Source organism: Collinsella sp. TM05-37, assembly GCF_003436455.1.
Classification (GTDB): domain Bacteria; phylum Actinomycetota; class Coriobacteriia; order Coriobacteriales; family Coriobacteriaceae; genus Collinsella.
Genome location: NZ_QSPN01000008.1, coordinates 85514 through 108015, shown reverse-complemented (window position 1 = coordinate 108015; position 22502 = coordinate 85514). Strand labels below are relative to the sequence as shown.

Below are 22502 nucleotides of genomic sequence, written 5' to 3'. Positions count from 1 at the left end.
CCTCCCGGTTGCGGACGGGGGCGCTGGCCAGCACCTCCCCGCCGCGGTCGATAAGGCAGGCCCAGTGGGAGGACTTGCCGACGTCCAGGCCGAGCACGGCCCCCGGCCTGGTCGATGGCGCTTTCACGGTGGTATCCTTCCGGTAGTCGTTCGACCGGATGGCCTCCCCCTCGGCACTCACATTACCAGCCGCGGCCTCTGCCCGGCACTTTCCTATCAGCCGTCGGGGGCGGCGCGTCCCGCGCCGGCAGCACCCAACAGGCCCTCTCGGGGGCAGGGACGTTCGGCCGTGCGCGGGCGCCCGGTCGGCGGCCCGTTCTGGGCGCGCCTCAATCGTAGCCCGAGACGGGCCCGGGCTGACAATTTCGACTGTAATGGACGTTCATTAACGACTAGTCGTTTAAGAACGTCCAACGGCTAACAAAGGGACTGTCGCTTTGTCACATTCTAGAGCGTTTGAAGCAGAGCGATGAAAAAGCGTACGCCCTGGAGGTAGGCGCGGCGGGTGATGCGCTCGTTGGTGCCGTGGACACCGCGCTCGCACTCGTCATCGTCTACCACAAAGGCCGAGAAGCGAATGCACTCGGGGCAAATGCGCTGGTAGTTGGCAGCATCGGTCGCGCCAATCACGGTCGAGGGAACGATACCGATAGGAGCTCCGCCCGCCGCTGATGATCCGTTTTCCTCCGTCCCCTCTGGATCACGGAAATAGCGGGCGGCGATGGCGCGGACGGTCTCGAGTCCCGGTCCGCCGATGCGCGGAGACGGCGAGGGTTCGGAGCTGCCAGGACCGAGCTCGATCTCGACACGGTCGGCGAGCCCCGCCTCGGCAACGGCGACGCGGCAGCAGGCCACGACATCGGCCACACTCGTGCCCTCGAGCATGCGGAAATTGATATTGGCCCACATATCCTGCGGCATCACGTTAGCACCGGTGCTACCGCCCTCGATTTGGGTCGGTGCACAGGTGGTGGTCACGAGCGGATAGAGCTTCTTGCTGGCGAGGCACTCGCGCACGATGGCGTCCTTGTTGGAAGCAATCTCGTCGGCCGTGTAGAGCTCCAGCTCGACGAGCTGTGCGGCAAGCAGGTCCGTGACGCGCGTCGGCCACTCGATATCGCAGATTGCGGTGATGGCACGGCTCAACACCTCGAGCGACGTGCCGCCGTAGGGGTTGGAAGAATGCCCACCCGCGCTCTTTGTCTTGAGCACAATGTCGGCATAACCCTTCTCAGCCAGGTCGGCGTGCATGAGCCAACCCTCGCCCGCGTTGTACTCGGCAGCCGAAACAATACGGTAGTCACCCTCGTCGATCAGATATTCAAGTTCAACACCGCGCTCCTCGAGCACGCGGCCGATAGCTCCAGCGCCGTACTGCGTGGTTTCCTCGTCCTGGCCAAAGGCGAGCAACAGCGAACGCTTGTGCTCCCAGCCGTGCGCCAACGCATACTCAACCGCCTCGAGAATGCCTGCGACCTGATCCTTCATGTCGATAGCACCGCGACCCCAAATGTAGGTGTCGTCCACCTGTCCGCTAAAGGGGGCGTGCGTCCAGTCGGCCTCGGTACCCGGCACCACGGGGACCACGTCCATGTGGCCCATGAGCATGACGGGTTTGAGGGCGGAGTCGGAACCGCCAAGCGTCACCAACAGCGAACGGCCGACAAGCTCGACCTCGCCCGCCGCAAATACGTGCGGCCAGGCCTGCTGCATATACGCGCGCAGGTCGCCGAAGGGCTGCCAATCCACCGCCTCGGCATCCATGCTCGAAATGGTCGGAAACGACAGCACGCGGCCCAAGCGCTCGCACGCGCCGGCCTCGTCTATATCGGCAAAATCGTCCTCATGCGCAAAGAAGCGCCAAACCTCGGCCATGACATCCTTTCGATTGTGACGACAAAGGCCGCCCCACGGGAGCGGCCCTGCAACGTAAGCGTTTGCGGTCGGTTATTTGTCCTCGAGATAGCGAGAGAGGAACTCACGAGTGCGCTGGTGTTTGGGGTTGCCGAAGAGCTCGGCCGGCGCGGCATCCTCGAGCACCACGCCCTTGTCCATAAAGACCACGCGGTCGGACACCGTGCGGGCAAAGGCCATCTCGTGCGTGACGACGACCATGGTCATGCCGTCGGCCGCGAGCTTGCGCATGACCTCGAGCACCTCGCCCACGATCTCGGGGTCGAGCGCTGAGGTCGGCTCGTCAAACAGCATGATCTGCGGATTCATGCACAGGGCACGAGCGATGGCCACGCGCTGCTTTTGGCCACCGGACAGGCGACCCACGGCGGCGTGCGCGAACTTTTCGAGTCCCACACTCGCCAGATGCTCCATCGCGACCTTCTCGGCCTCGGCCTTGCTCATCTTTTTGAGCGTGACGGGCGCGAGCGTGCAGTTGTCGAGCACATCCATGTTGTTGAACAGGTTAAAGCCCTGGAACACCATGCCGATGTCCTCGCGGAGTTTATTGATATTGCAGCGCTCGGCCGTAAGGTCCTGGCCGTGGAACCAGATGTGGCCCGCGTCCGGGGTCTCGAGCAGGTTGAGGCAGCGCAGAAAGGTCGATTTGCCCGAACCCGAAGCACCGATGATGGTGACGACCTCGCCGGGATTGACGGACAAGTCGATACCCTTGAGCACCTCGAGCGAGCCGAAGCTCTTGCGCAGGCCCTCGACGCGGATGAGTGACTCTTTAGTTTGTGCGGCGGCCGCGGTGCCGGTAGTGGCGGTATCTGCCATGATGATTCTCCTCGTCTTAAGCCTAGTTAGAGCTGGGCAGCGTGGCAGGAGCCTCGGCGCCGAGCTTTTTGCCAAAGGCCTCGAGCAGGCGGCCTGCCACGAACGTCAGGATCAGGTAGACCACGAGCGCCACGCAGTAGACCTCCATCTGGCGGTAGTACACGCCGGCGACGGTGGTGGTGGCGTACATGAGGTCGAACACGCCGATGACCGAGAGCACCGACGAGTCCTTGATGTTGATGATGAGCTCGTTGGTGAGCGCCGGGATCGCGTTTTTAATGCCCTGGGGAAACACGACTTTGCGCATGGCCTGCCACTGCGGCAGACCCAGCGAGCGCGCTGCCTCGGCCTGGCCGGGGTCGATGGACTCGATGCCACCGCGCAGGACCTCCATCATGTAGGCAGTAGAGTTGAGCGAGATGGTGACGAGGCCCGCGGTAAAGGTACTCCAGATCTGGTTGGCCTGGGCGGTCTCGAAGCCCATGCCGCGCAAAACGGTGAAGCCCGCGTAATAGATGAGCAAGCCCTGGACCATCATGGGCGTGCCGCGCACGACGGTGGAATAGACGGTCGCAAAGCCTCGGCCAATACTCTTAAAGAAACGCACCAGGTCGTTGTCGACGCGATCGAAGGTCTGGGTGCGCAAGAATACAAAGAGCAGCGCCAAGAAGAAGGCGATGACGGTGCCGAAGGTGGCAAGCGCGATGGTGATCTCGATGCCGCGGATAAAGAAGTCGCTGCTCTTGTAGGTCATGTAGACCAAGCTCGACAGAAAGTCGCTGGGATTGGAGTCCGAGACAATGCTCACCTGCACCAGGTCGATAAACGACATGACGCAGCGGTCGATAAAGAAGATCGCCGCGATGGCAACCACGACATAGCTGCCCAGGCGCGCGCTACGACGGAAGCGCTCAGATGCGAACGGCGACGTTTCGCGATAGTCGCTCCAGTGCATAACCTTGGTGACGAGCGCTGCCGCCGACACGACGATCCAGGCCCAAAGAATCGCCCAAAGGCAATCCTGGAAGATGCCGGTGGGCGCCAAAAAGCTCAGCGGCGTGGGGTTGCGCTGGCTAAATGCCAAGCCGAGCGCCGCGATAACGCTCGTGCCCAGGTACACATAACGGTGGTCGGCCTTGATAAAGGAGGCCAGACGATTGATGCCTTTCATGCTGCCTCCCTATGCCGGCTGACGGTCGAGGCACGCGTCCCACATCTGGTCGCGCTCCTCCTGGCTGATGCCCTTGAGTGTCTTGTCGATGAGCTTAAGCAGTTTGTCCGATCCCTTGCGGCAACCGACATTCGCCGTGACCTCCTGCTTAAAGCCCTCGCCCTCGGCAAAGTGGATGGGGACGATACCGGGATTTTGGGCCATATAGCCCTTTTCGTTCTCAGTGTTGTAGGTCACGGCGTCGCACGTGCCCTGCAGCAGATTCGAGAACACCGTGGGGACCGAATCGACCGGGTTCTTGTGCACAACGCCCGGAATCTCGTCGATGACGGTATCGAGCATGGTGTCCTTTTGGCCGAGCACCGTGGCACCGCTGAAGTCGCTGAGCTTGGTGGCGTTTTGGTAGGGCGAGCCCTCTTTTACGAACAGGCCAAAGTAGCCAATGAAGTACGGGTCGGAAAAGCCGACGGACTCCTCGCGCTCGGGCGTGGCGCTCATGCCGGCGATGATGAGGTCAATCTGGCCGTTGTTGAGCGAGTCGATAAGGCCCGAGAAGCTCTGCTTGACGGCAACGGGCTCGCCGCCGAGAGCCTTGCAGACGATCTTGGCGATCTGCACGTCGTAGCCATCGGCGTAGGCTCCCTGCACGTTATCGATGGGGATCGTGAACTCGCTGGCCTCGGAAACCTGCCAGTTGTACGGGGCGTAGGCCGCCTCCATGCCAATGCGGATCTTATCCTTGCCGATCACAGAATCGGACAGGTCGTCGCGACCGCCGCCCGTCGTGGACTGAACTACTTCCAGCGTGGAGGGACGCTGGCAGCCGGCAAGTGCGCCGGCGACGACAGAAGCGCTCGCAGCGAGAGCGCTACCCAAAAAGATGCGACGACTGCACACCGGCTGGGCCTGCGCGTCGCGCTGTAGTCGAGGTTGCATCTGATGCCTTCCCTATGTCGTTTTGCTGACAATAAGACAGGATATACGTCAACAACCAGCAGCGCGGCATGTGCGCGAAAAATTAATAGACACACGAGGACGATTGGCACAAAGTAACCTGTCCCCCATGCACCAAACCCTTGACGGAAGCGGCGACGCCGATGTTTTGACAATGCCAGCGAGCGCCACACAGAGCGAACAAGTTGGCATGAAAAAGGCAAGGCATAGACCGTCTGGTCATACCGTGCCTTTTGAATGGCAAATTGTCGCTCTGGGTGGCGCGCAGCGTCGACCGGTCCGTCGTTCGTTAGAACGGCGGAACCTCTAGAGCAGGGTAACGCTAAAGGAGCGCTTGTCGGTGGCGCCGGGAGCCAAGGTGATGGTGTTGACCTTGTGCTCAAAGACGTCGTCCTCGGTGTCCATGGTGGTGTGGCCGGTCCAGGGCTCGAGCGCCACAAACGGAGCGTCGTTGGCGGCAGACCACACGCCGATGTACTTAAAGCCCTCAAAGTCGATCTTGACGCCGTGGCCCGACTTGCGGCCGCGCAGTGTGAGCGTGGAGCCCGGAGTATCGGTGAACATGATGGCATCGTTATCGAAGCTGCGGTGCGTGATGGGCAGCACGTCCGAGTTATCGGGAGCCTTGTAGCTACCCTCAAACGTCATAAGGCCATCGGGCGTGATGACGGGGGCCTCGTTAGTCCAAGCCTCGGTAAACGCCAGCTCGTAATCCTCGAACGCCTCGTCCTCGGCACCGGGGGCGGGCACGTTAAATGCGGGATGGCCGCCCACCGAGAACGGCAGGTCCACGTCGCCGGTGTTGGTGACGGCAAAGGTCTGCATGAGGGTGGCGTCGCCGGTCAGGGCATAGGTCATGTTGAGCTTAAAGTGGAACGGGAAGGCCTTGAGCGACTCGGGCGTGTCGGTGATCTCGTAGGTGACGGATGAGCCGTCCTCGGAGACCTCGACCAGCTTATGCTCGGCGATGCGCGCGAGGCCGTGGCGCGGCATCTCGCAGGTGCCAGCCGCAGAAGTCGCCGTGTTGTTGCGCAGTGAGCCCACGATGGGGAACAGAATGGGCGCGTGCTTGCCCCAAAAGGCCGGGTCGCCCTGCCACAGATACTCGTTGCCGTTGAGGGCAAGGCTCGTGAGCTGGGCACCCATGGAATCGATGGCCGCGGTGAGGCCGCCGCGCTTGATGGTGGTGACGGTGGACATGCTACTTCCTCCAAAAGTAAACAACAGTGTCGAGGGCTATTGTCCCACTCTTGGCGGCAAGGAGAAGCGGCAGGCGCAGTTATTGAGCGATTGCGTAAAGGTCGAACCCGCCCTGCGGCGTGCTGTCGACCGTATCGGGCGCCTGTGAATTAAAACTCACCGGAACCATGCGCTTTGAGGCACGGTAACGCGTGCCGTCGGTGGCGACGGGCGGCTCATCGACCGTGAGCTCGTAGTCGCCGGGCTTGAGCTCGATGCCGTCACCTTCGGAATTGACGTATTGGTACTCGTCGATCGCTTGCCCCTTGAGCGTGCGACCCACGATATGGACGAGCATCTGGCTGTCGCCGCGCGCGGTGTCCCACGTCGCGCCGTCCTTGACCTCGACCGATACATGCACCGAGCGCGTGCGGCTGAGCGATTGTTCGACGGACATCTCGACCTTGGCGGCGTCTTTTCGTTGTTGTTCAACATGGCTCCAGACGTTTCCAATTACCGAGCATGCGATAACGCCGGCCATGAAGGCGATGAGGATGGGGCCGAGCGGAGAGCGACGGCCCGCGTCCTCCTCGCGAGCCAGGTCGGGGCGACGTGTGGGCGCGGGTGCTTGGGCACCCTGCGAGGGCACGTCGAGAATGCTGAAGGATGCCGTGCTGCCGGGGTCGATGGTGTGGCGCGGCTGCGGGGTCTTGGCCGGCGAGATGGACATGTCGGCTGGCTCATCCAGCGTGGCCGTGGCATCGGCCTTTGCCTCGTCGGCCTCGGCCTGGGCCCAGGCTTGCTCGAAGGTCAGGGGCTCGGCGGCATCGGAGGCGGCGTCAGGCTCGACAGCAGCATCGCTGCCGGTCTCGTCCTCGTCGCTCGACACGTCACGCGGCGCGGGCTCGTCCCACTCCTCGTCCGGAGCCTCGCCCTCGCTATACCACCATTCAAAGTTATCGATATCCATACGGGGCGCCCCCTTGGCCTCGCAAATAAACACTTGCTAGCCTTATACCCCCAGATGACACGGGAGCTCGCCGGCACAGACAGGAAAAGCGTCACAACATTCGACGCTTTTCCTCGTTTTCGAGATTTTCATCGAATGTTGTGACGGTTTGGGCAGCAGCCACACCACGAATGTGACGAAGGAGCAGTCCCCTTGTCACATCTAGAGGGCGACGGGGATTTGGATGCAGCAAAAGTCCTCTTGGTGGGACTCGTCGTAGCTCGTAGTATCGAGGTAGCAAAAGTCGAAGGCGTTGCCAACGGGCTGGAGCGCGTGCTTGTCCATGCAGGCCACGACGGCGCGGATGCCCTCGGGCTCGTACGGCATGCCCCAGCGGCTCATGCACAGATATGTGCCCTCGGGCAGCACTTCGATGCCGATCTCTGCCAGCTCGGCGGGATCGCTCGGCAGCAGTTCCTCGGCACCGCGCGGCAGCACGGCAAAGGAGCCGGCGCCGGCGATGGGGTCGTCGGAATGCAGCGCCTCGCGACGCAGCATGGCGCCCCAACCGCGCATGGGGCGCGTGCCCGTCAACGTACGCATGCGCAGGATTGCCCGCATGAGCGTAGGGTGAAGCATCGAGCGGCCGCGCTCGATATCACCCGGAAACTCCTCAAAGACCACGTAGCGACGCTCGAATTGCTTGAGCTCCGGCTTGCCCTCGCGCTCGCGCCAGTAAACCGCCTCGTCGTAAAAGCTTAGACGCTCCTGTACGCTCGCGCGCTCGGCTTTGAGCTCAGCGATCTGCTCATCGAGCGCCTGCACCCGCGAGCGCAGGTGATCGGTCATCTCGCCAATGTCGAACGTCGAGGTCAGGCGGTCAATCTCGTCGAGCTCGAGCCCTAGGTCGCGCAGCATGCAGATCAGACGCATGAGCGGGATCTGCGTGGGCGAATAGAAACGGTAGCCTTTTTCGTTAACCACGGCGGGCTTAAACAGGCCGATCTTGTCGTAGTAGATGAGCGTTTGGCGCGAAACGTTAAACAAGCTCGCCATCTCGCTAATCGCATACATACCCGTCTGCATAGGTCCTCCCGACGCATCCTTTGACGCGAAAAACCCGCCGCCCACAGGGGCAGCGGGCTCAAACACTCCTCGTATCCTACCCTAAATGCGCCTATGACCAGCGCTTATAGTTTGCACATGACACGCCGACGGCCTCGAGCGTCTTGGCGGCGATGTGATGCACCGCATCGTCGAGCGTGGCGGGGCCGTTGTAAAACGTGAGCATGGGCGGCATGAGCATGACGCCCGGTATGCGCGCCAAGCGCGCCATGTTATCGACATGGATCGCACTGAAGGGCGTCTCGCGCACCATGAGTACCAGGCGGCGTTGCTCTTTCATCTGCACGTCGGCCGCACGCAGCAACAGGTTTTCGCTGTAACCACTCGCGATGCCGGCAAGCGTCTTCATGGAGCAGGGCGCCACGATCATGCCATCGACCGGATAGGTGCCGCTTGCAATGGCGGCGCCGATGTTCTTGTTGTCGTAGACCACATCGGCATGCGTGGCAAACTCGTCGAACGTCATGCCGAGCTCCTGCTCGATGGTGATCTCTCCCCCGCGCGTGACGACAAGCGCCGATTCGGCGCCGGCCTGGCGCAGGCATTTGAGACACTCGAGGCCCAGCGCAGCGCCGCTGGCACCAGATACGCCAACGACAATGCGACGGGGACGGCCAGAAGACTCAGGCATGACAACTCCTTGACTACTTGGTAGGGCTACGTACTAGAAAGCGAGCTCTGCTGCCCACTTATCTGTATCGATCTCCATGAACTGCGAGCGGATGAAGTTCTTCTTGAGGTTGAACGGGACCGTGCAGTCGAAGATGGCCTTGCAGGCGATACCGTGCTCGCGGATGCTCGGGTCAAACGCCGGGTCGTTGGACGGGTCGAGCACGTGGCAGTGGCAGCCGGGGATGGTGATGAGGTCCACGTCGGCCTGGAAGCGCGTGGTCATGGCCCACATCACGTCGCTCATGTCGAAGATGTCGACATCCTCGTCGACCAGGATCACATGCTTGAGCTCGGAGAATGCCGAGAAGGCGAGCATGGCGGCGTTGCGCTGACGGCCCTCGTCATTTTTGCTCGACTTCTTGAACTGCATGATGGCAACGAACTTGCCGCCGCCGCAGGGAGCAGCGTGGACGTTGAGCAGGCGGCCCGGGATAGCGGTCTCGACCATCTTGTAGATGGAAGCCTCGGTGGGGATGCCGGCCATGGACACGTGCTCGTGCGAAGGGCCAATGCAGCTCTCCATGATGGGGTTGGTGCGCGTGGTGACGGCGGTGATCTTGATCACCGGGCAGACCTTGGCACCACCGGTGTAGCCGGGGAACTCGGGCATGGCGTAGCCATGACCGTTGACATCCTCGTTGATGACCTCGTCGTGCATGAGATAGCCCTCGAGCACGTACTCGGCATTGGCGATGCACTTCTGCGGAACGGTGACGCAGTCGGCAAGCTCGACGGCATGGCCGCGCAGGGCGCCGGCGATCTGCAGCTCGTTGAAGCCGAGCGGCGTGGTGGGAGCCTCGAAGCCGCAGCACATGTACACGGCGGGGTCCAGGCCGATGGAGATGGAGATGGGCATATCCTCGCCGCGCTGGCAGTACTCGTCAAAGAACGCGCCCAGGTGACGGCTGCCCGGAGTGATCCACATGGCGAGCTTGTCCTTGTCGACACAGGAGAAGCGGTGGATGGTCACGTCGGACTGGGAGCCGTCGGGGCTCGTGCCGTAGGCGAGGCCCATGGTGATGTAGGGACCGCCGTCGACGGGCGTGTTGGTGGGAGCGGGAACGATCTTGCGCAGGTCAAAGCCCTCGTCGGTCGCCTTGTACACAACCTCCTGGCAGTCGATGTGCGCGCCCTCGGCGATCTGCTTGGGCGCGATCAGGCTCTCGAAGCGCTTGCCGATCTCGAGACCCAGGTGCTCCTCGTCCAGGTCGAGCAGGGCGGCAACGCGCTTGCGGCTGGCAAGCATTCCGATGCAGACCTTGGCATCGTCAAAACCCTTGACGTTGTTGAAGACCATCGCAGGACCCTCTTTGGTCGGACGCATAACGGTGCCGCCGGCACCGACGTGGCGATAGACGCCCGAGACCTCGGCGTCCGGGTCGACCTGGGTGTCGGTCTCGAGCAGCTGGCCCGGCATCTCACGCAAAAAGTCGAGCGCGGAGCGCAGGTCGTGGATCTGGGAAGCATCGGTAGTGGACATAGCGTGCTCCTTTCGGGAGAGTGTCCGGCGGCGGGAGTGCCGCCGGCTTGGTAACGTAATGGGGCCGCAGCGCTCATAGATGGGGCGCTCGGGCACTCGCAGTTCAAGCACTCGGCTAATTACAGCCAAGCACTCGACTGCTTACATCAGGCCAAAGAGGTGGAACCAGGCGGCCTCGACCAGCACGACGATAAAGACGACCGCGGTGAGGGGAATGCCCATGCGCATGGCTTCTTTGGAGGTGTAGCCGCCGGCGTCCTTGCCCTCGCCGATAAGGATCGGCAGGTTATGGAACGGCAGGATGTAGTGGATGTTGATGGACGTGAAGACGATGAGTGCCACGGCGAGCGGGCTCACGCTGGAGCCGGCCGCGAAGCTGATGAACGCCGGCACGCACACGCCGAGTACGGCCATGACCGAGCCCATGAACATGTGGATGATCATGGAGAGCGCAGCGACAAGCAGGGCGAACAGGAAGATGTTCTCGGGCACGGAGCTGGGAAGCACGACGTCGGCGATCCAGGCGTTCATACCGGTGGCACCGCCCACGGAGCCCACGGCCATGGCGGCCGTCAGGAACATGAGGGACTTGATGTCGACAGCATTCCAGCTGGCGGGGGTGAGGACCTCGCCGATGACGGGCATGGCGAGGCAGACGCCGATGGCCAGGGTGCCCCAGCCGATGTAATCGCCCGAGACGGTGAGCCACAGCGCGATGGCGATGATAAGCCACACGATGGTGCGGATCTCCTTGACGGAGAGCTTGCCGAGCGCAGCCTGCTTGGCCACGATCTGCTCGCGATCGTAGACGAGCTCCTTGCTGGGCTTAAAGAGGAAGAGACCCAGGAACAGGGTGCACAGCAGCGCGACCAGCATGGGCACGCTCATGTACAGGAACCAGTCGACAAACGACGGGCTCATGCCGCCGGCCTCGGCGCTGTACTGCGCAACGAGCGGATTGAGCGTGGAGTCGCCCGTCAGGAAGAACATGGAGCCCGGGGCGGCAGCGGCAAACACGAGGAAGCCGAGCTTGCCGCGGTCGTCGTCACCGTAGCCGGCGGACTCGGCGATGACCGAGACGACGGCGAGGATGAGGAAGGCGCGGGGGAACGGATGCGGGATCAGCAGCGACAGCACGAAGGTGAGCGCGAAGATCGAGATGATGAGCGACTTGGCGTCGCGCACGAACTTGAGCATGAACGCATAGGCGATGCGCTCGCCCAGGCCCGACTCCTTGACTGCACTGGCGATGAGGTAGGCACCAATGACGAGCCACATGGTGGCTTTGGTCCACGAGCTAAACGTGGAGGCGACCGTCGCCGAGATGCTCGCGGCACCCGTGTCGTCCACGCACACCTTAAACAGAACGAGCAGCGCGCAGTAGAGCAGGCCCACAAAGCCCGGCTGTGCCACGCCACATGCCCAGAACACCACCGTGGCGAGCGTCAGTGCCAGACAGGTCTGACCGCCGACCGTAAGCTCGACCGTCGAGCTCAGCTCCGCCAAAGGAAGAAACTTCACTAGCAAAAAGACAACGATACCCAGCACAAAGCCAATTTCGCGCTTGGTGATCTTAAATGCCTTCTTTTCCGCTTCCATCTCCCCACCTTTCTTGTTGGGGGCGCTCCGGATTCGCAGCCACGTTGCCACTTAAAAAGGGGCGCCCGTTATCGGACACCCCTTACGTTGCGCTGTGTTGTTGCAATACAGTCAAGCGGATTTTTTTGGATGAGAAGCGATCCTCTGGGCAAAAACCGTCACAACATTCGACGCTTTTCCTCGATTTCGAGATTTTCATCGAATGTTGTGACGGTTTGGATGTGGCAAAGGGACTGTCTTTTGTTTCACATAGCGAGATCCGTACGGATGGATGGGTCGCTGAGGGCCTCGCGGAGCCAGGGGGCCAGCTGCTCGGGGTGACCCTGCAGGTAGCCTTTAAGCTCGGACGGGGCCACGCGGCGCACTTCCGAGATCTCCTCTTGGTTGATATGCAGCTCGCCCGGCTCAACATGGGCAAGGTAGACCTCGCACCATTCGCACTCGCAGCGGCCGTCGCCGTGGTCCTCGCGGTACACCACGTGTCCGAGGTGCTTGAGCTGATCGGGCTCGCGCGTGATGCCAAGCTCTTCGTTGATGCGGCGCGCCGTCGCGGCGACAACGTCCTCCCCGGGGAGCGGATGGCCGGCACAGCTATCGGCCAGCACCCCGCCCCACAGTCGTTTGAGCGGACTGCGGCGACAGAGCAGCAGGCGCGCGTCTTCGCCCTGGCCCTCGACCAGAAGCGTCAGAAATGCCTGATGCAGAATGCCCTCGCCGGTATGGGCCTCGATGCGATCGACGGGGCCAAGCGCCTCGCCGGTCGCGGCATCGACCGCCACGACCTCGGCGCCTGCGCCGCCCTCATCCCAGCCGGCGCGCAGAATGCGGGCTGCGGCCTCCTCGAGCGCGGTGACGAGCTCCTTGGTGGTGTCGAGCACGCGCTTCAGGTCGTCCCCGCTCGCCTGTTCAACATGAAAACCCGTGCTTGCAACTGCCGGCACGCCAAAGCGCGTGGCCAGCGCCGCCGCGATATCGTGCGCCGGGATCTCGTCTCGATGGCACGGAACGGCCAGGATGCTCACCGTCGCCGTACGGCCGGGCTCGGGGCGCGGAATGGCCTGCGCCGTAGCGCCCAGGTGCGCGAACTCCGGCGAGCAAGCGTACACCGCCATGCCTCGCGGCGTCACCGTCAGCTGGGCCTCGAGCGCAAACTTGCCCTCGCCCACTGCAACCTTTGTCGTGTGCATACCCATGGGATCTCCTGTCGCCCGCGATGTACCTGAGACCATCTTCGCCTGTATTGCGACTATACAGGCAAGCGCAGCCTGCGACAAAGGGGGCAGGCACCTGACACATTCTGTTAGAGTTGCAGGGATTGAATCCCGCTTATTCATGCGACATTGGAGTGACAACCTTGACCGCCGCAACCACGCCTAAAAGTAAGTCAACCGCCGCCGCGCTCTCCCCCGCGCGCACCAGGCTCTGCCTGGCGCTGCTCGTGCTGCTGGGATTCTCGCTCGGCTGCTCCGAGTTCGTGGTCATCGGCATCGAAAGTGACTTGGCGACGGAACTCGGCATATCGCTTGCCACTGCGGGCCAGCTCATCAGCGTTTTTGCACTGGTCTACGCCATCGCGACGCCGGTGCTTGCGCTCAGCACGGGGCGCTTCCGTCGTTACCAGCTGCTCGTGTGCTACAGCATTATCTTTGTGCTCGGCAATCTGGTCATGGCGTTGGCGCCCAACTTCCAGGTACTGTTTATCTCGCGCATTGTCCTGGGATCCGTCTCGGGCGCACTGCTCGCCGTGGGCGTGACGTACATCCCCGAGCTGCTGTCCCCGCAGCAAACTTCGCTTGCCATCTCGGTGGTATATGGTGCGTTTTCCGTGGCAATGGTCTTTGTCACTTCGATCGGCAAGTTTGTGGCCGACACGCTCGACTGGCACGTTGCCATGTACGGCACGCTGGCCTTTGCCGTTCTGATCTGCGCCGCGCTCGTGGTGTTTATGCCGCGCGCCGGACAGACCGATGAGCCCGCTACCTTTCGCGAGCAGGCGGGGCTTCTACGCGAACCGAGCATCATCACCGGCATGCTCATCTTCTTGTTTGGCGTAGGCTCGGTCTATGTGTTCTACGGCTACGTGACGCCTTATCTTGAGCAGGTGCTGGGCATGGGTACCGTTCAGGCAAGCACCACGCTCATGGCCTACGGCGTGTTCTGCCTGATCTCGAACATCCTGGGCGGATGGATCGATGCGCGCTTTGGCATGAAGGCGCTGCTTGTGACGTTTGTGCTGCAGGCTGTGGCGTTACTCGGGTTGTTTGCTGTGGGCGGCACTATGCCGCTCGCGCTGGTCTTTGTCTTTAGCCTGGCGATGCTCATGTACCTGTTCTCGGTCTCATGCATCACGCACTTTATGGACGTGGCACGCAGCCGCCATCCCAAGTCGATGGTACTCGCAAGTTCGGTTGAGCCCATGGCGTTTAACGTCGGTATCTCGTTTGGCACCGCAGTGGGCGGCGCCGTGGTAAGCAGCATTGGCATTGCGTACGTGGGCGCAGTGGGCGCCGCGTTCTCGCTTGTGGCCTGGATGCTCACGCTGGTGACGATCAAGTTGGCTCGCTGGGAGCGCAGGCGGGCGAGGGCATAGGCGTAGATGCGATACTCGAGCTCGATGATGGCGATCGAAAGGAAACCGCATATGCAACGTGTACTGTTTATCTGTCATGGAAATATCTGCCGCTCGACGATGGCTGAATCGGTGTTTACCGAGTTGGTGCGCCGCGCCGGACGCGAGGGTGAGTTTGCCATCGACTCCGCCGCGACGTCGACCGAGGAGATCGGCAACCCGCCGCATCATGGCACCGTTGCCAAGCTGCGCGAGGTCGGGATTCCCGTCGTCGCGCATCGCGCTCGTCAGGTGCGCCGCGCGGAGTATGGCGACTGGGACCACATGGTCTATATGGATAACGAGAACACCCGCGGCTTGCAGCGCATCTTTAGCAAGGACCCCGAGGGCAAGATCTCTCGCCTGCTCGATTGGACCAATCGCCCCGGCGACGTGGCCGACCCTTGGTACACCGGCAATTTCGATGCCACCTACCGCGATGTGCTCGCCGGCTGCACCGCCATGCTCGAGCAGCTGTAGGTTCGCGAGTGCACGGGCCGCGCCATCGGTATACACCCAGCGTGGATCATCTCCCACTTTGAGCGTTCAAGCGCGCTTAAAACGGGAGAAAATCCACGCTCGGCGGGAGGGACTGTCCCTTTGTCGCATTCGGAACTGACCCTAGACAGGTTTGACCTCCAGCTTTATCCCCTCGGCACGGAAGTCGCCCAAAACATCCGAAAGGGTCCAAGTCGCATACAGAGGCAGATAGAGAACGGCGCCGTCGCGCTCAACGTTGCCTCTCGAGAAAACAATCCCGCGCTTTACGCCATACTCGGCCGTTTCAAGCACATGGCCCAACGCGGCGTGCGCATGGTAATACGTCCCCGATTTAACCTCGATGGGCACGGCCGTTCCATCCGGGCCGTCGATCACGAAATCGACCTCGCCCCGTTTCTTGGTCTGGTAGTAATACAGCCCCCTTCCCTGGGCAGCCAGCTGCTGAGCCACTGCGTTTTCGTACACGCCGCCGAGGTTGGGCTCCTTGCTGTCGAGGTACGCCGCCTGGGCGACCCCGATAGGATAACGGGCCATCAGCATCCCGATATCGGACTGGTACAGCTTGAACTGGGACGGTCGCGCTGTCTTAAGCAGTGGGGACTTGGGCTCGGTCACGATGTCGGTCTTGAGAGCGACGCCGGCATCGACAAGCCAGACAAAATCTCGCTGGTATTTCTCGTAATGCGCCTTGGGATCTATGGAGTTGAGCACGAAACGCTTGTTCTCGCCCTCCAGCATGACGGGCAGTTGGTCGAAGATGCTCTGCACCTGAAGTGCGCGCCCGTTCGCGTATTTTGAGATATCCCGACGGTATTGCCCGTTCAGCTCGGACTGGAGCTGGCGGACGGATGCAAAATCACCCTGCGTGTCGAGGAATCGCTGCACGACTTCCGGCATACCGCCGACGACGATATAGGTCCTGAAGTTTGCCATCATTGCGTCGTGAATATAACCAGGAACCGGTGTCTCGTTGCGGCACGCATCGCAAATCGAGCGCCGCGCCTCTTCGCTCACCCCGATCGCCCAGCTGAACTCCTCAAAATCCAGCGGAAACATCTTGAGTTCATGGACATACCCCACGGGATAGGACCTGACGCCTTTGAATTGGGTCCCGAGCATGGATCCCGAGAACGCCCAGCGGCAACGACCGTCCTCGACAAGGAACTTGGCCATCGTCATGATGTCCGGTGCCTCCTGCACCTCATCGATAAACACGAGGGTCTCGCCCGGAGCAATCGGCTTTCCCGAAAGAAGCGTCACCCTGCTAATGAAATCATCGGCATCTCGCGCCTCGAGCAGAGCGTCCCTTGCCTGGCGGTTTTCCGCGAGATTGAGCTCGATATAGGCTGCGTAGTTTGACTTACCGAATTCGCGAATCGAGTAGCTCTTGCCGATTTGGCGAGAACCCGTGACGAACAGCGCCTTTCGTTCGATGGATCTCTGCCAACGATTAAGCTCGTCTGCGATTTTCCTGCGCAACATAAGCTCTCCCTTCGCCACGATAAATGAAATGCAGAAATTTATATCGACTATTATCAATGAAATGCAGAAATTTTTAGTACTGAAATCGGATGAAATGCAGAAATTTGACCTTACTCGCATACAGAATATAGACGAGAGCGCATGAGCGGGATCAGGATTCCCGTCGCTGCAAATCGAGCGAGGATTTTCTCCCATTTTGAGCGCGAAATTGCGCCCAAAGTGGGAGAAAATCCTCGCTCGGCTACTCGTCGACGATCTCGGCAAGCCAGACGTTGAGGGTGTCGACCTCGGGACAGCAGAACTTTGCCGTACCAGGCTCGTTGCCAGGCACGGTTCCGCCATAGCGCAGGATATCAATATAGGGAAAGCCCACATGGCAGGCCATGGCGCACATCTTGCCGCGGTCTCGGTCGAAGTCAAAGACGTCGCCCGGCTTGTGACCATGGTGGCAGCGACACGCACCCAGCTGGTCCACGCAGCTCACGCGGATACGCGGACGCTTGCCACGCGGCGCGCCGAGCGGCTTGTTCTCGCCCGCAGGCTTGACGCCGCCCTCGCCAGCATTACTCATGGTCAATCACATCCAGGCAGGCCTCGATGGGCAGGCCGGCAGACTTATCCTCCTGCGCAGCATTGCGCTCGATAAGCTCGGCCACCACGCGCATGGCATCGGCCGTGGCGCGCTGAAGCGTCCAACCGCTCATCACGCGACCCATAAGCACGGCCGAGAACGTATCGCCCGTACCCGGGAAGTACACCGGGATCAGCTCGAAGGGGATCGTGAAGTACTCCCCCGCCACATGGTCGTAACCGATAACCGCGTTCGTGCCATTGACCACGGCGCTCGTAATGACCACCGACTTGGCACCCAGCTCGCGCACGGCGTCCACAAGGGCGCGGGCCTCATCGGGCGTGATCTGTTCTGCAATAGGCGTATCGGTGAGCAGACAGGCCTCGGTGTAGTTGGGCACCGCGTAGTCTGCGCACTCCAGCAGGTGCCGCATAAGGCCAATCGTGGACTCGGGCACACCGGCATAGAGCTTGCCGTTGTCGCCCATGATGGGGTCGACGAACACCTTGGTGCCCTTTTGCGCACGGCGGTGGCAAAAGTCCGAGATGATACGCGTCTCTTCCTCGGTCACGATAAAGCCGGTCGAGATGGCGTCAAACTCAAAGCCGAGCTCCTCCCAGATAGCGAGGCTTTGACGCACGTACTCGGTGGTGTCGTGGATGTAGAACTTGGGGTAGTTGAGCGTGTCGGAAACGAGCGCTGTCGGCAGGTTATGGATACGGTAGCCCATGTGCGACAGCACCGGCAGCATGGCAGAAAGCGCGACCTTGCCGTAGCCGCACATATCGTTAATCAGCAGCAGCTGAGTGTTCTTCATGAGTGTCCCCCCTTGGGTCGGGCATGGCGCGACGGCACCACAGTGCAACCAAGTGTAGCGCAGTGCAATCCAGGTCTTGCCTTCGGATGTAAGACCAAGTTTGGGCGCTATTTTGTTCTTAGAATTTTTCTGATGCTTCTTATTGCAGAAACTTGGCCTTAGAAGGCTTTGCACATGGTGCAAAGTAGCCTGCCACCCTTGCACCAATCAAAATCAATTCGGTACCTTGACAATCAGTTAGGTACCTCTAGAATCACTTAGGTACAAAACAATCCCTCTACCTAACTAAAGAAAGGAGCAATGCAGCGACATGTGTGTTGAACCACTCGTCTATCCGCACGAACCCGGCGGCGACCCGTCACAGCCTGCGGATGTACCCGAAGCGGTCAGCGCCGAAGACAAGCTTGCCAAGCGCATCCTCAATAATCTGGGCTTTTGCGGCCATTACATGCATTTTCATGGCGGAGGCGTGTCCGGCAAGGCGCCCATCATCTGCCTGCTGGCCAAGCAACCCGGCGGCGAGATGTCGCAGCAGGAGCTCGGCATGCACTTTGACCTCAAGCCGGGATCGCTTTCCGAGATCCTGTCCAAGCTCGAGCTCAACGGCCTCATCGAGCGCAGCCGTAACCCCAAGGATCGACGGCAACTCACCATTCGCCTGACCGAAACCGGCCGGGAAAACGCCCGCATCGACCAGGCAGCCCGCATCCGCTTTAGAGAACGGGCCTTTAGCGCGCTCACCCACGACGAGCGCGAGGACCTCGCCGAAATGCTCGATAAAATCCGCGTAACCTGGGAGGAACTGGATGATTAAAACCCTCATGGGCAGCATCCGCGACTATATGAAAGTCACCGTTGCTACGCCGTTGCTTGTGCTTGGCGAGGTGCTCTGCGAGATGCTGATTCCATTTATCACTGCCAACCTGATCGACGCCATCAAAGACGGCGCCACCGTAGCCGAGATGCTTCCCACCGCAGGCTTTTTGGTGCTCATCGCGCTGACGTCGCTTGCTTTTGGTGCCGCTGCCGGCGTCACCTGCAGCCATGCGAGCTGCGGGTTCGCCAAGAACCTGCGTCACGACCTGTTCTACAAGATCCAGACGTTCAGCTTTGCCAACATCGATGAGTTCTCGAGCTCCTCGCTCGTCACGCGCCTGACCACCGATATCAACAACGTGCAGCAGGCCTTTATGATGATCATCCGTATCGCCGTGCGCGCGCCGCTGGTATTGATCTTCGCCTTTACCATGGCGTTTATCATGGGCGGCAGCGTCGCCATGGTCTACCTGGTCATCATTCCGCTGCTGGGCTTTGGACTGTTCTTTATCATCTTTAAGGTGCGCCCCATCTTCTCGCGCGTGTTCCACAAGTACGATGCCCTTAACGAGTCCGTCGAGGAAAACGTCACCGGCATGCGCGTGGTCAAGAGCTATGTGCGCGAAGACTTTGAGAAGGAGAAGTTCGCGACCGCCGCGCGCGACGTCCAGATGGACTTCACCCGCGCCGAGAAGCTGCTCGCCTTTAACAACCCCATGATGAACATCTGCGTCAACGGCGCGTTTGTCGTCATCATCTACCTGGGCTCCAAGCTCATCATCACGAGCCAGGGCACGCTGTTCGACGTGGGCCAGCTCTCCTCGACCTTTACCTATGGTTTCCAGATTCTCATGAGCCTGATGCAGCTGTCGATGATCTTTGTCATGGTGACCATGGCCGACGAATCGGCACACCGCATTGCCGAGGTGCTGGCCGCCGAGCCCACGATCGCCGATCCCGCCGAGCCCGTGCTCGAGGTTGCCGACGGTTCCATCGACTTTGACCACGTGAGCTTTAAGTATTCCAAGCATGCGAAGCGCCAGGCGCTCGACGATATCGACCTGCACATTACGAGCGGCGAGACCATCGGCATCATCGGCGGCACCGGTTCGGCCAAGTCCACGCTCGTCAACCTCATCGCCCGCCTGTACGACACCACCGAAGGCGCTGTGCGCGTGGGCGGCGTGGACGTGCGCGACTACGACCTGGACGCACTGCGCCACCAGGTCGCCATGGTGCTGCAGAAAAACGTGCTGTTTAGCGGCACCATCGCCGAGAATCTGCGCTGGGGCGACCCGAACGCCACCGACGAGGAAGTCCGCGAGGCGGCACATCTGGCCTGCGCCGATGAGTTTGTCGACGGCTTCCCCAAGGGCTATGACACCTGGATCGAACAGGGCGGCTCTAATGTTTCGGGCGGTCAGAAGCAGCGCCTGTGCATTGCACGCGCCCTGCTGCGTCGCCCCAAGATCTTGATCCTGGACGACTCCACCAGCGCCGTCGACACCAAGACCGACGCCAAGATCCGCGCAGGGCTGGCAAGCTATCTGCCCAACACGACCAAGCTCATCATCGCCCAGCGCATCAGCTCCGTGCAGGACGCAGACCGCATCATCGTCATGGAGGGCGGCCATATCGCGCAGATCGGCAACCATGACGAGCTACTCAAGACGAGCGAGATCTACCGCGAGACCTTTACCTCGCAAAACAAGATGTCTGCCGAGGGCGAAGGGGCCGTCGAGGCCGACACCGAGGCATCCGCAACGCAAGCTCAGACCCAGGAAGGAGGCGAGGCACATGAGTAAGGCAACGACCGCCGAGCGCGCGCTCAACCGTAAGGGCGGCACCATGTCGCGCCTCATCAAGACGCTCTTTGGCTTCTATCCCGTGCTTTTGCCCCTTGTCGTCGCCGGCGTGGTGCTCTGCGCCATCATCAACTCCATCGGCGCGACCTTCCTGCAGAGCGCCCTGCAGATTATTAGCGAATCGTGGCAGTCGGGCGATTGGGAAGCCGCACAGCCCAAGATTCTGCAGCTCGTGACCACCCTCGCCTGCATCTACGGCGTCGGTGTCCTGTCCTCGCTCTTCTGGAACCGCGCCATGGCTATCGTCACGCAGGGCTCGCTGGAGAAGCTGCGCGAGATGATGTTCAACCGTATGCAGGACCTGCCGATCCGCTACTTCGACACGCACCAGCGCGGCGATATCATGAGCCACTACACCAACGACATCGACACGCTGCGTCAGATGATCAGCCAGTCGCTGCCCAACCTGCTCATGACGATCATCATCATCGTCACGGTGTTCTTTATCATGCTGTACTACAGCGTGTGGATGTGCCTGGTCATCATCGCCGGCGTCGCCTTTATGACCTTTATGACCAAGCTGCTCGGCTCCAACTCCGCGCGCTTCTTCATTGCGCAGCAGACCGAGCTCGGCGTGGTCGAGGGCCATATCGAGGAAGTCATGAACGGTCAGAAGGTCGTCAAGGCGTTCTGCCACGAGTCTGCCGCCGAGGCCGATTTTGACGAGCGCAACGAAAAGCTCTTCGAGGTCTCGCAGAAGGCCAACATGTACGCCAACATCCTCATGCCCATCCTCATGAACCTGGGCAACCTGCTCTACGTGCTGGTGGCCCTTGCCGGCGGCATTTTCCTGGCGTTGGGCGTTCCCAACCTGAGTATCTCGGGCATGGCGCTGTCCATCGCCGTCGTGGTGCCGTTCCTCAACATGACCAAGCAGTTCTGCGGACAGATCGGCCAGATCTCGCAACAGATCAACGCCGTGGTCATGGGCCTCGCCGGCGCCGACCGCATCTTTGAGCTCATCGATGAGGAGCCCGAGGCCGACGAAGGCTACGTGACACTCGTCAACGCGCAGGTCAACCCCGACACCTGGCAGCTCGAGGAGGCTGACCACCACACCGGCATGTGGGCGTGGAAACATCCGCACCGCGCAACCGGCGAGATCGAGTACGTCCCGCTGCGCGGCGACTTGGTCATGGACAACGTCGACTTTGGCTACACCCCCGACCACGAGGTCCTGCACGGCGTGTCCGTGTTTGCCGAGCCGGGTCAGAAGGTCGCGTTTGTCGGCGCCACCGGTGCCGGTAAGACGACCATCACCAACCTCATCAACCGCTTCTATGACATCGCCGACGGCAAGATTCGCTACGACGGCATCAACGTCAATAAGATCCGCAAGGCCGATCTGCGCCGCTCGCTGGGCGTCGTGCTGCAGGACGTGAACCTGTTCACCGGCACCGTGATGGACAACATCCGCTACGGCAACCTGGATGCGACCGACGAGGAGTGCATCGCGGCGGCCAAGCTCGCGGGCGCAGACGACTTTATCACCCGCCTGCCCGACGGCTACGACACGATGCTCACCGGCAACGGCGCACAGCTGTCGCAGGGCCAGCGCCAGCTGATCTCGATCGCCCGCGCCGCCGTCGCCGATCCGCCGGCGATGATTCTAGACGAGGCCACGAGCTCCATCGACACCCGCACCGAGGCCATCGTGCAGGCGGGCATGGATAAGCTCATGGAGGGCCGCACGACGTTTGTCATCGCACACCGCCTGTCCACCGTGCGCAACTCCGACGCGATCATCTGTCTGGACCACGGCCGTATCATCGAGCGCGGCAACCACGACGAGCTGATCGCCAAGCGCGGGTACTACTACCAGCTGTACACGGGTGCGTTTGAGCTGGAGTAGGAACGGTTACTGACGGAGGGTGCCCCGGGGCGTCGGGGTAATTCCTCCGTGCTCAAACATTCTCGCTTCGCTGCGAAACTGCGCGCGGAGGAAATACCCCGCCGCCCCGGGGCACCCTCCTGCGCGCA

Annotated in this window: 19 protein-coding genes; 5 read left to right on the top strand and 14 right to left on the bottom strand. The window is 61.3% G+C overall.

Annotated elements, in window-relative coordinates; all coding sequences use genetic code 11:
* Positions 1–447 precede the first annotated feature (447 nt).
* The 11 genes from DXD48_RS05870 to idi all read right to left on the bottom strand — a co-directional run bounded on the left by DXD48_RS05870 (position 448) and on the right by idi (position 13055).
* A complete protein-coding gene (locus tag DXD48_RS05870) occupies positions 448–1875 on the bottom strand; it encodes a M20/M25/M40 family metallo-hydrolase (protein ID WP_117564373.1) in 1428 nt (475 codons plus the stop codon).
* Positions 1876–1947: 72 nt separating this feature from the next.
* Positions 1948–2733 carry an amino acid ABC transporter ATP-binding protein gene (locus DXD48_RS05865; RefSeq protein WP_117564372.1) on the bottom strand — a complete coding sequence of 262 codons (786 nt, stop codon included), beginning with the start codon at positions 2731–2733 and terminating at the stop codon, positions 1948–1950.
* A 22-nt stretch (positions 2734–2755) separates the two neighbouring features.
* On the bottom strand, positions 2756–3904 hold the full coding sequence (locus DXD48_RS05860; RefSeq protein ID WP_117564371.1) for an amino acid ABC transporter permease: 1149 nt from the start codon (positions 3902–3904) through the stop codon (positions 2756–2758).
* Between the two features lie 9 nt (positions 3905–3913).
* Entirely contained in the window at positions 3914–4840 is a 927-nt protein-coding gene (locus tag DXD48_RS05855) for a transporter substrate-binding domain-containing protein (protein WP_117564370.1), read from the bottom strand.
* Positions 4841–5164: 324 nt separating this feature from the next.
* A complete protein-coding gene (locus tag DXD48_RS05850) occupies positions 5165–6058 on the bottom strand; it encodes an aldose 1-epimerase family protein (RefSeq protein ID WP_117564369.1) in 894 nt (297 codons plus the stop codon).
* 79 nt (positions 6059–6137) lie between these two features.
* Positions 6138–7007, bottom strand: a complete 870-nt coding sequence (locus tag DXD48_RS05845; RefSeq protein ID WP_117564368.1) for a hypothetical protein — start codon at positions 7005–7007, stop codon at positions 6138–6140.
* A 201-nt stretch (positions 7008–7208) separates the two neighbouring features.
* A complete protein-coding gene (locus DXD48_RS05840) occupies positions 7209–8072 on the bottom strand; it encodes a MerR family transcriptional regulator (RefSeq protein WP_117564367.1) in 864 nt (287 codons plus the stop codon).
* A gap of 91 nt (positions 8073–8163) precedes the next feature.
* Positions 8164–8742, bottom strand: coding sequence for a UbiX family flavin prenyltransferase (locus DXD48_RS05835; RefSeq protein ID WP_117564366.1), 579 nt, complete (start codon positions 8740–8742; stop codon positions 8164–8166).
* Positions 8743–8775: 33 nt separating this feature from the next.
* On the bottom strand, positions 8776–10263 hold the full coding sequence (locus DXD48_RS05830) for a UbiD family decarboxylase (RefSeq protein WP_117564365.1): 1488 nt from the start codon (positions 10261–10263) through the stop codon (positions 8776–8778).
* 141 nt (positions 10264–10404) lie between these two features.
* Positions 10405–11862: an SLC13 family permease gene (locus tag DXD48_RS05825; RefSeq protein ID WP_199407908.1), complete on the bottom strand. Its 1458-nt coding sequence runs from the start codon at positions 11860–11862 to the stop codon at positions 10405–10407.
* Positions 11863–12107: 245 nt separating this feature from the next.
* A complete protein-coding gene (gene idi, locus DXD48_RS05820; RefSeq protein ID WP_158548939.1) occupies positions 12108–13055 on the bottom strand; it encodes an isopentenyl-diphosphate Delta-isomerase in 948 nt (315 codons plus the stop codon).
* Positions 13056–13207: 152 nt separating this feature from the next.
* Between idi and DXD48_RS05815 the strand changes: the two genes are divergently transcribed.
* Together DXD48_RS05815 and DXD48_RS05810 are read left to right on the top strand one after the other, a co-directional pair.
* Entirely contained in the window at positions 13208–14452 is a 1245-nt protein-coding gene (locus DXD48_RS05815) for an MFS transporter (protein ID WP_233514968.1), read from the top strand.
* 51 nt (positions 14453–14503) lie between these two features.
* On the top strand, positions 14504–14950 hold the full coding sequence (locus DXD48_RS05810) for a low molecular weight protein-tyrosine-phosphatase (protein ID WP_199407907.1): 447 nt from the start codon (positions 14504–14506) through the stop codon (positions 14948–14950).
* Positions 14951–15091: 141 nt separating this feature from the next.
* Here DXD48_RS05810 and DXD48_RS05805 read toward each other — a convergent pair whose 3' ends face one another.
* The 3 genes from DXD48_RS05805 to DXD48_RS05795 form a co-directional block, all read right to left on the bottom strand.
* Positions 15092–16471: an ATP-binding protein gene (locus tag DXD48_RS05805; protein WP_199407906.1), complete on the bottom strand. Its 1380-nt coding sequence runs from the start codon at positions 16469–16471 to the stop codon at positions 15092–15094.
* A 223-nt stretch (positions 16472–16694) separates the two neighbouring features.
* Entirely contained in the window at positions 16695–17024 is a 330-nt protein-coding gene (locus DXD48_RS05800; RefSeq protein ID WP_192934641.1) for a TIGR04076 family protein, read from the bottom strand.
* The gene (locus DXD48_RS05795) at positions 17017–17841 is read right to left on the bottom strand and encodes a PfkB family carbohydrate kinase (protein ID WP_117564361.1); all 825 of its coding nucleotides are present in this window, start codon (positions 17839–17841) and stop codon (positions 17017–17019) included. Before DXD48_RS05795 ends, DXD48_RS05800 begins: the two co-directional genes overlap by 8 nt.
* Positions 17842–18151: 310 nt before the next feature.
* On the opposite strand from DXD48_RS05795, the gene DXD48_RS05790 reads away from it, so the two are divergent.
* The 3 genes from DXD48_RS05790 to DXD48_RS05780 are packed head-to-tail and all read left to right on the top strand — an operon-like array spanning position 18152 to position 22374.
* A complete protein-coding gene (locus tag DXD48_RS05790) occupies positions 18152–18655 on the top strand; it encodes a MarR family winged helix-turn-helix transcriptional regulator (RefSeq protein WP_117564360.1) in 504 nt (167 codons plus the stop codon).
* Positions 18648–20462, top strand: a complete 1815-nt coding sequence (locus DXD48_RS05785; RefSeq protein ID WP_117564359.1) for an ABC transporter ATP-binding protein — start codon at positions 18648–18650, stop codon at positions 20460–20462. Before DXD48_RS05790 ends, DXD48_RS05785 begins: the two co-directional genes overlap by 8 nt.
* Positions 20455–22374, top strand: coding sequence for an ABC transporter ATP-binding protein (locus DXD48_RS05780; protein WP_117564358.1), 1920 nt, complete (start codon positions 20455–20457; stop codon positions 22372–22374). Before DXD48_RS05785 ends, DXD48_RS05780 begins: the two co-directional genes overlap by 8 nt.
* Positions 22375–22502: the final 128 nt, after the last annotated feature.

Excerpts from the sequence above, each read along its gene's own strand:
- DXD48_RS05870 (WP_117564373.1), bottom strand. The coding sequence starts at position 1,875 with ATGGCCGAGGTTTGGCGCTTCTTTGCGCATGAGGACGATTTTGCCGAT.
- DXD48_RS05865 (WP_117564372.1), bottom strand. The coding sequence starts at position 2,733 with ATGGCAGATACCGCCACTACCGGCACCGCGGCCGCCGCACAAACTAAA.
- DXD48_RS05860 (WP_117564371.1), bottom strand. The coding sequence starts at position 3,904 with ATGAAAGGCATCAATCGTCTGGCCTCCTTTATCAAGGCCGACCACCGT.
- DXD48_RS05855 (WP_117564370.1), bottom strand. The coding sequence starts at position 4,840 with ATGCAACCTCGACTACAGCGCGACGCGCAGGCCCAGCCGGTGTGCAGT.
- DXD48_RS05850 (WP_117564369.1), bottom strand. The coding sequence starts at position 6,058 with ATGTCCACCGTCACCACCATCAAGCGCGGCGGCCTCACCGCGGCCATC.
- DXD48_RS05845 (WP_117564368.1), bottom strand. The coding sequence starts at position 7,007 with ATGGATATCGATAACTTTGAATGGTGGTATAGCGAGGGCGAGGCTCCG.
- DXD48_RS05840 (WP_117564367.1), bottom strand. The coding sequence starts at position 8,072 with ATGCAGACGGGTATGTATGCGATTAGCGAGATGGCGAGCTTGTTTAAC.
- DXD48_RS05835 (WP_117564366.1), bottom strand. The coding sequence starts at position 8,742 with ATGCCTGAGTCTTCTGGCCGTCCCCGTCGCATTGTCGTTGGCGTATCT.
- DXD48_RS05830 (WP_117564365.1), bottom strand. The coding sequence starts at position 10,263 with ATGTCCACTACCGATGCTTCCCAGATCCACGACCTGCGCTCCGCGCTC.
- DXD48_RS05825 (WP_199407908.1), bottom strand. The coding sequence starts at position 11,862 with ATGGAAGCGGAAAAGAAGGCATTTAAGATCACCAAGCGCGAAATTGGC.
- idi (WP_158548939.1), bottom strand. The coding sequence starts at position 13,055 with ATGGGTATGCACACGACAAAGGTTGCAGTGGGCGAGGGCAAGTTTGCG.
- DXD48_RS05810 (WP_199407907.1), top strand. The coding sequence starts at position 14,504 with ATGCAACGTGTACTGTTTATCTGTCATGGAAATATCTGCCGCTCGACG.
- DXD48_RS05800 (WP_192934641.1), bottom strand. The coding sequence starts at position 17,024 with ATGAGTAATGCTGGCGAGGGCGGCGTCAAGCCTGCGGGCGAGAACAAG.
- DXD48_RS05795 (WP_117564361.1), bottom strand. The coding sequence starts at position 17,841 with ATGAAGAACACTCAGCTGCTGCTGATTAACGATATGTGCGGCTACGGC.
- DXD48_RS05790 (WP_117564360.1), top strand. The coding sequence starts at position 18,152 with ATGTGTGTTGAACCACTCGTCTATCCGCACGAACCCGGCGGCGACCCG.
- DXD48_RS05785 (WP_117564359.1), top strand. The coding sequence starts at position 18,648 with ATGATTAAAACCCTCATGGGCAGCATCCGCGACTATATGAAAGTCACC.
- DXD48_RS05780 (WP_117564358.1), top strand. The coding sequence starts at position 20,455 with ATGAGTAAGGCAACGACCGCCGAGCGCGCGCTCAACCGTAAGGGCGGC.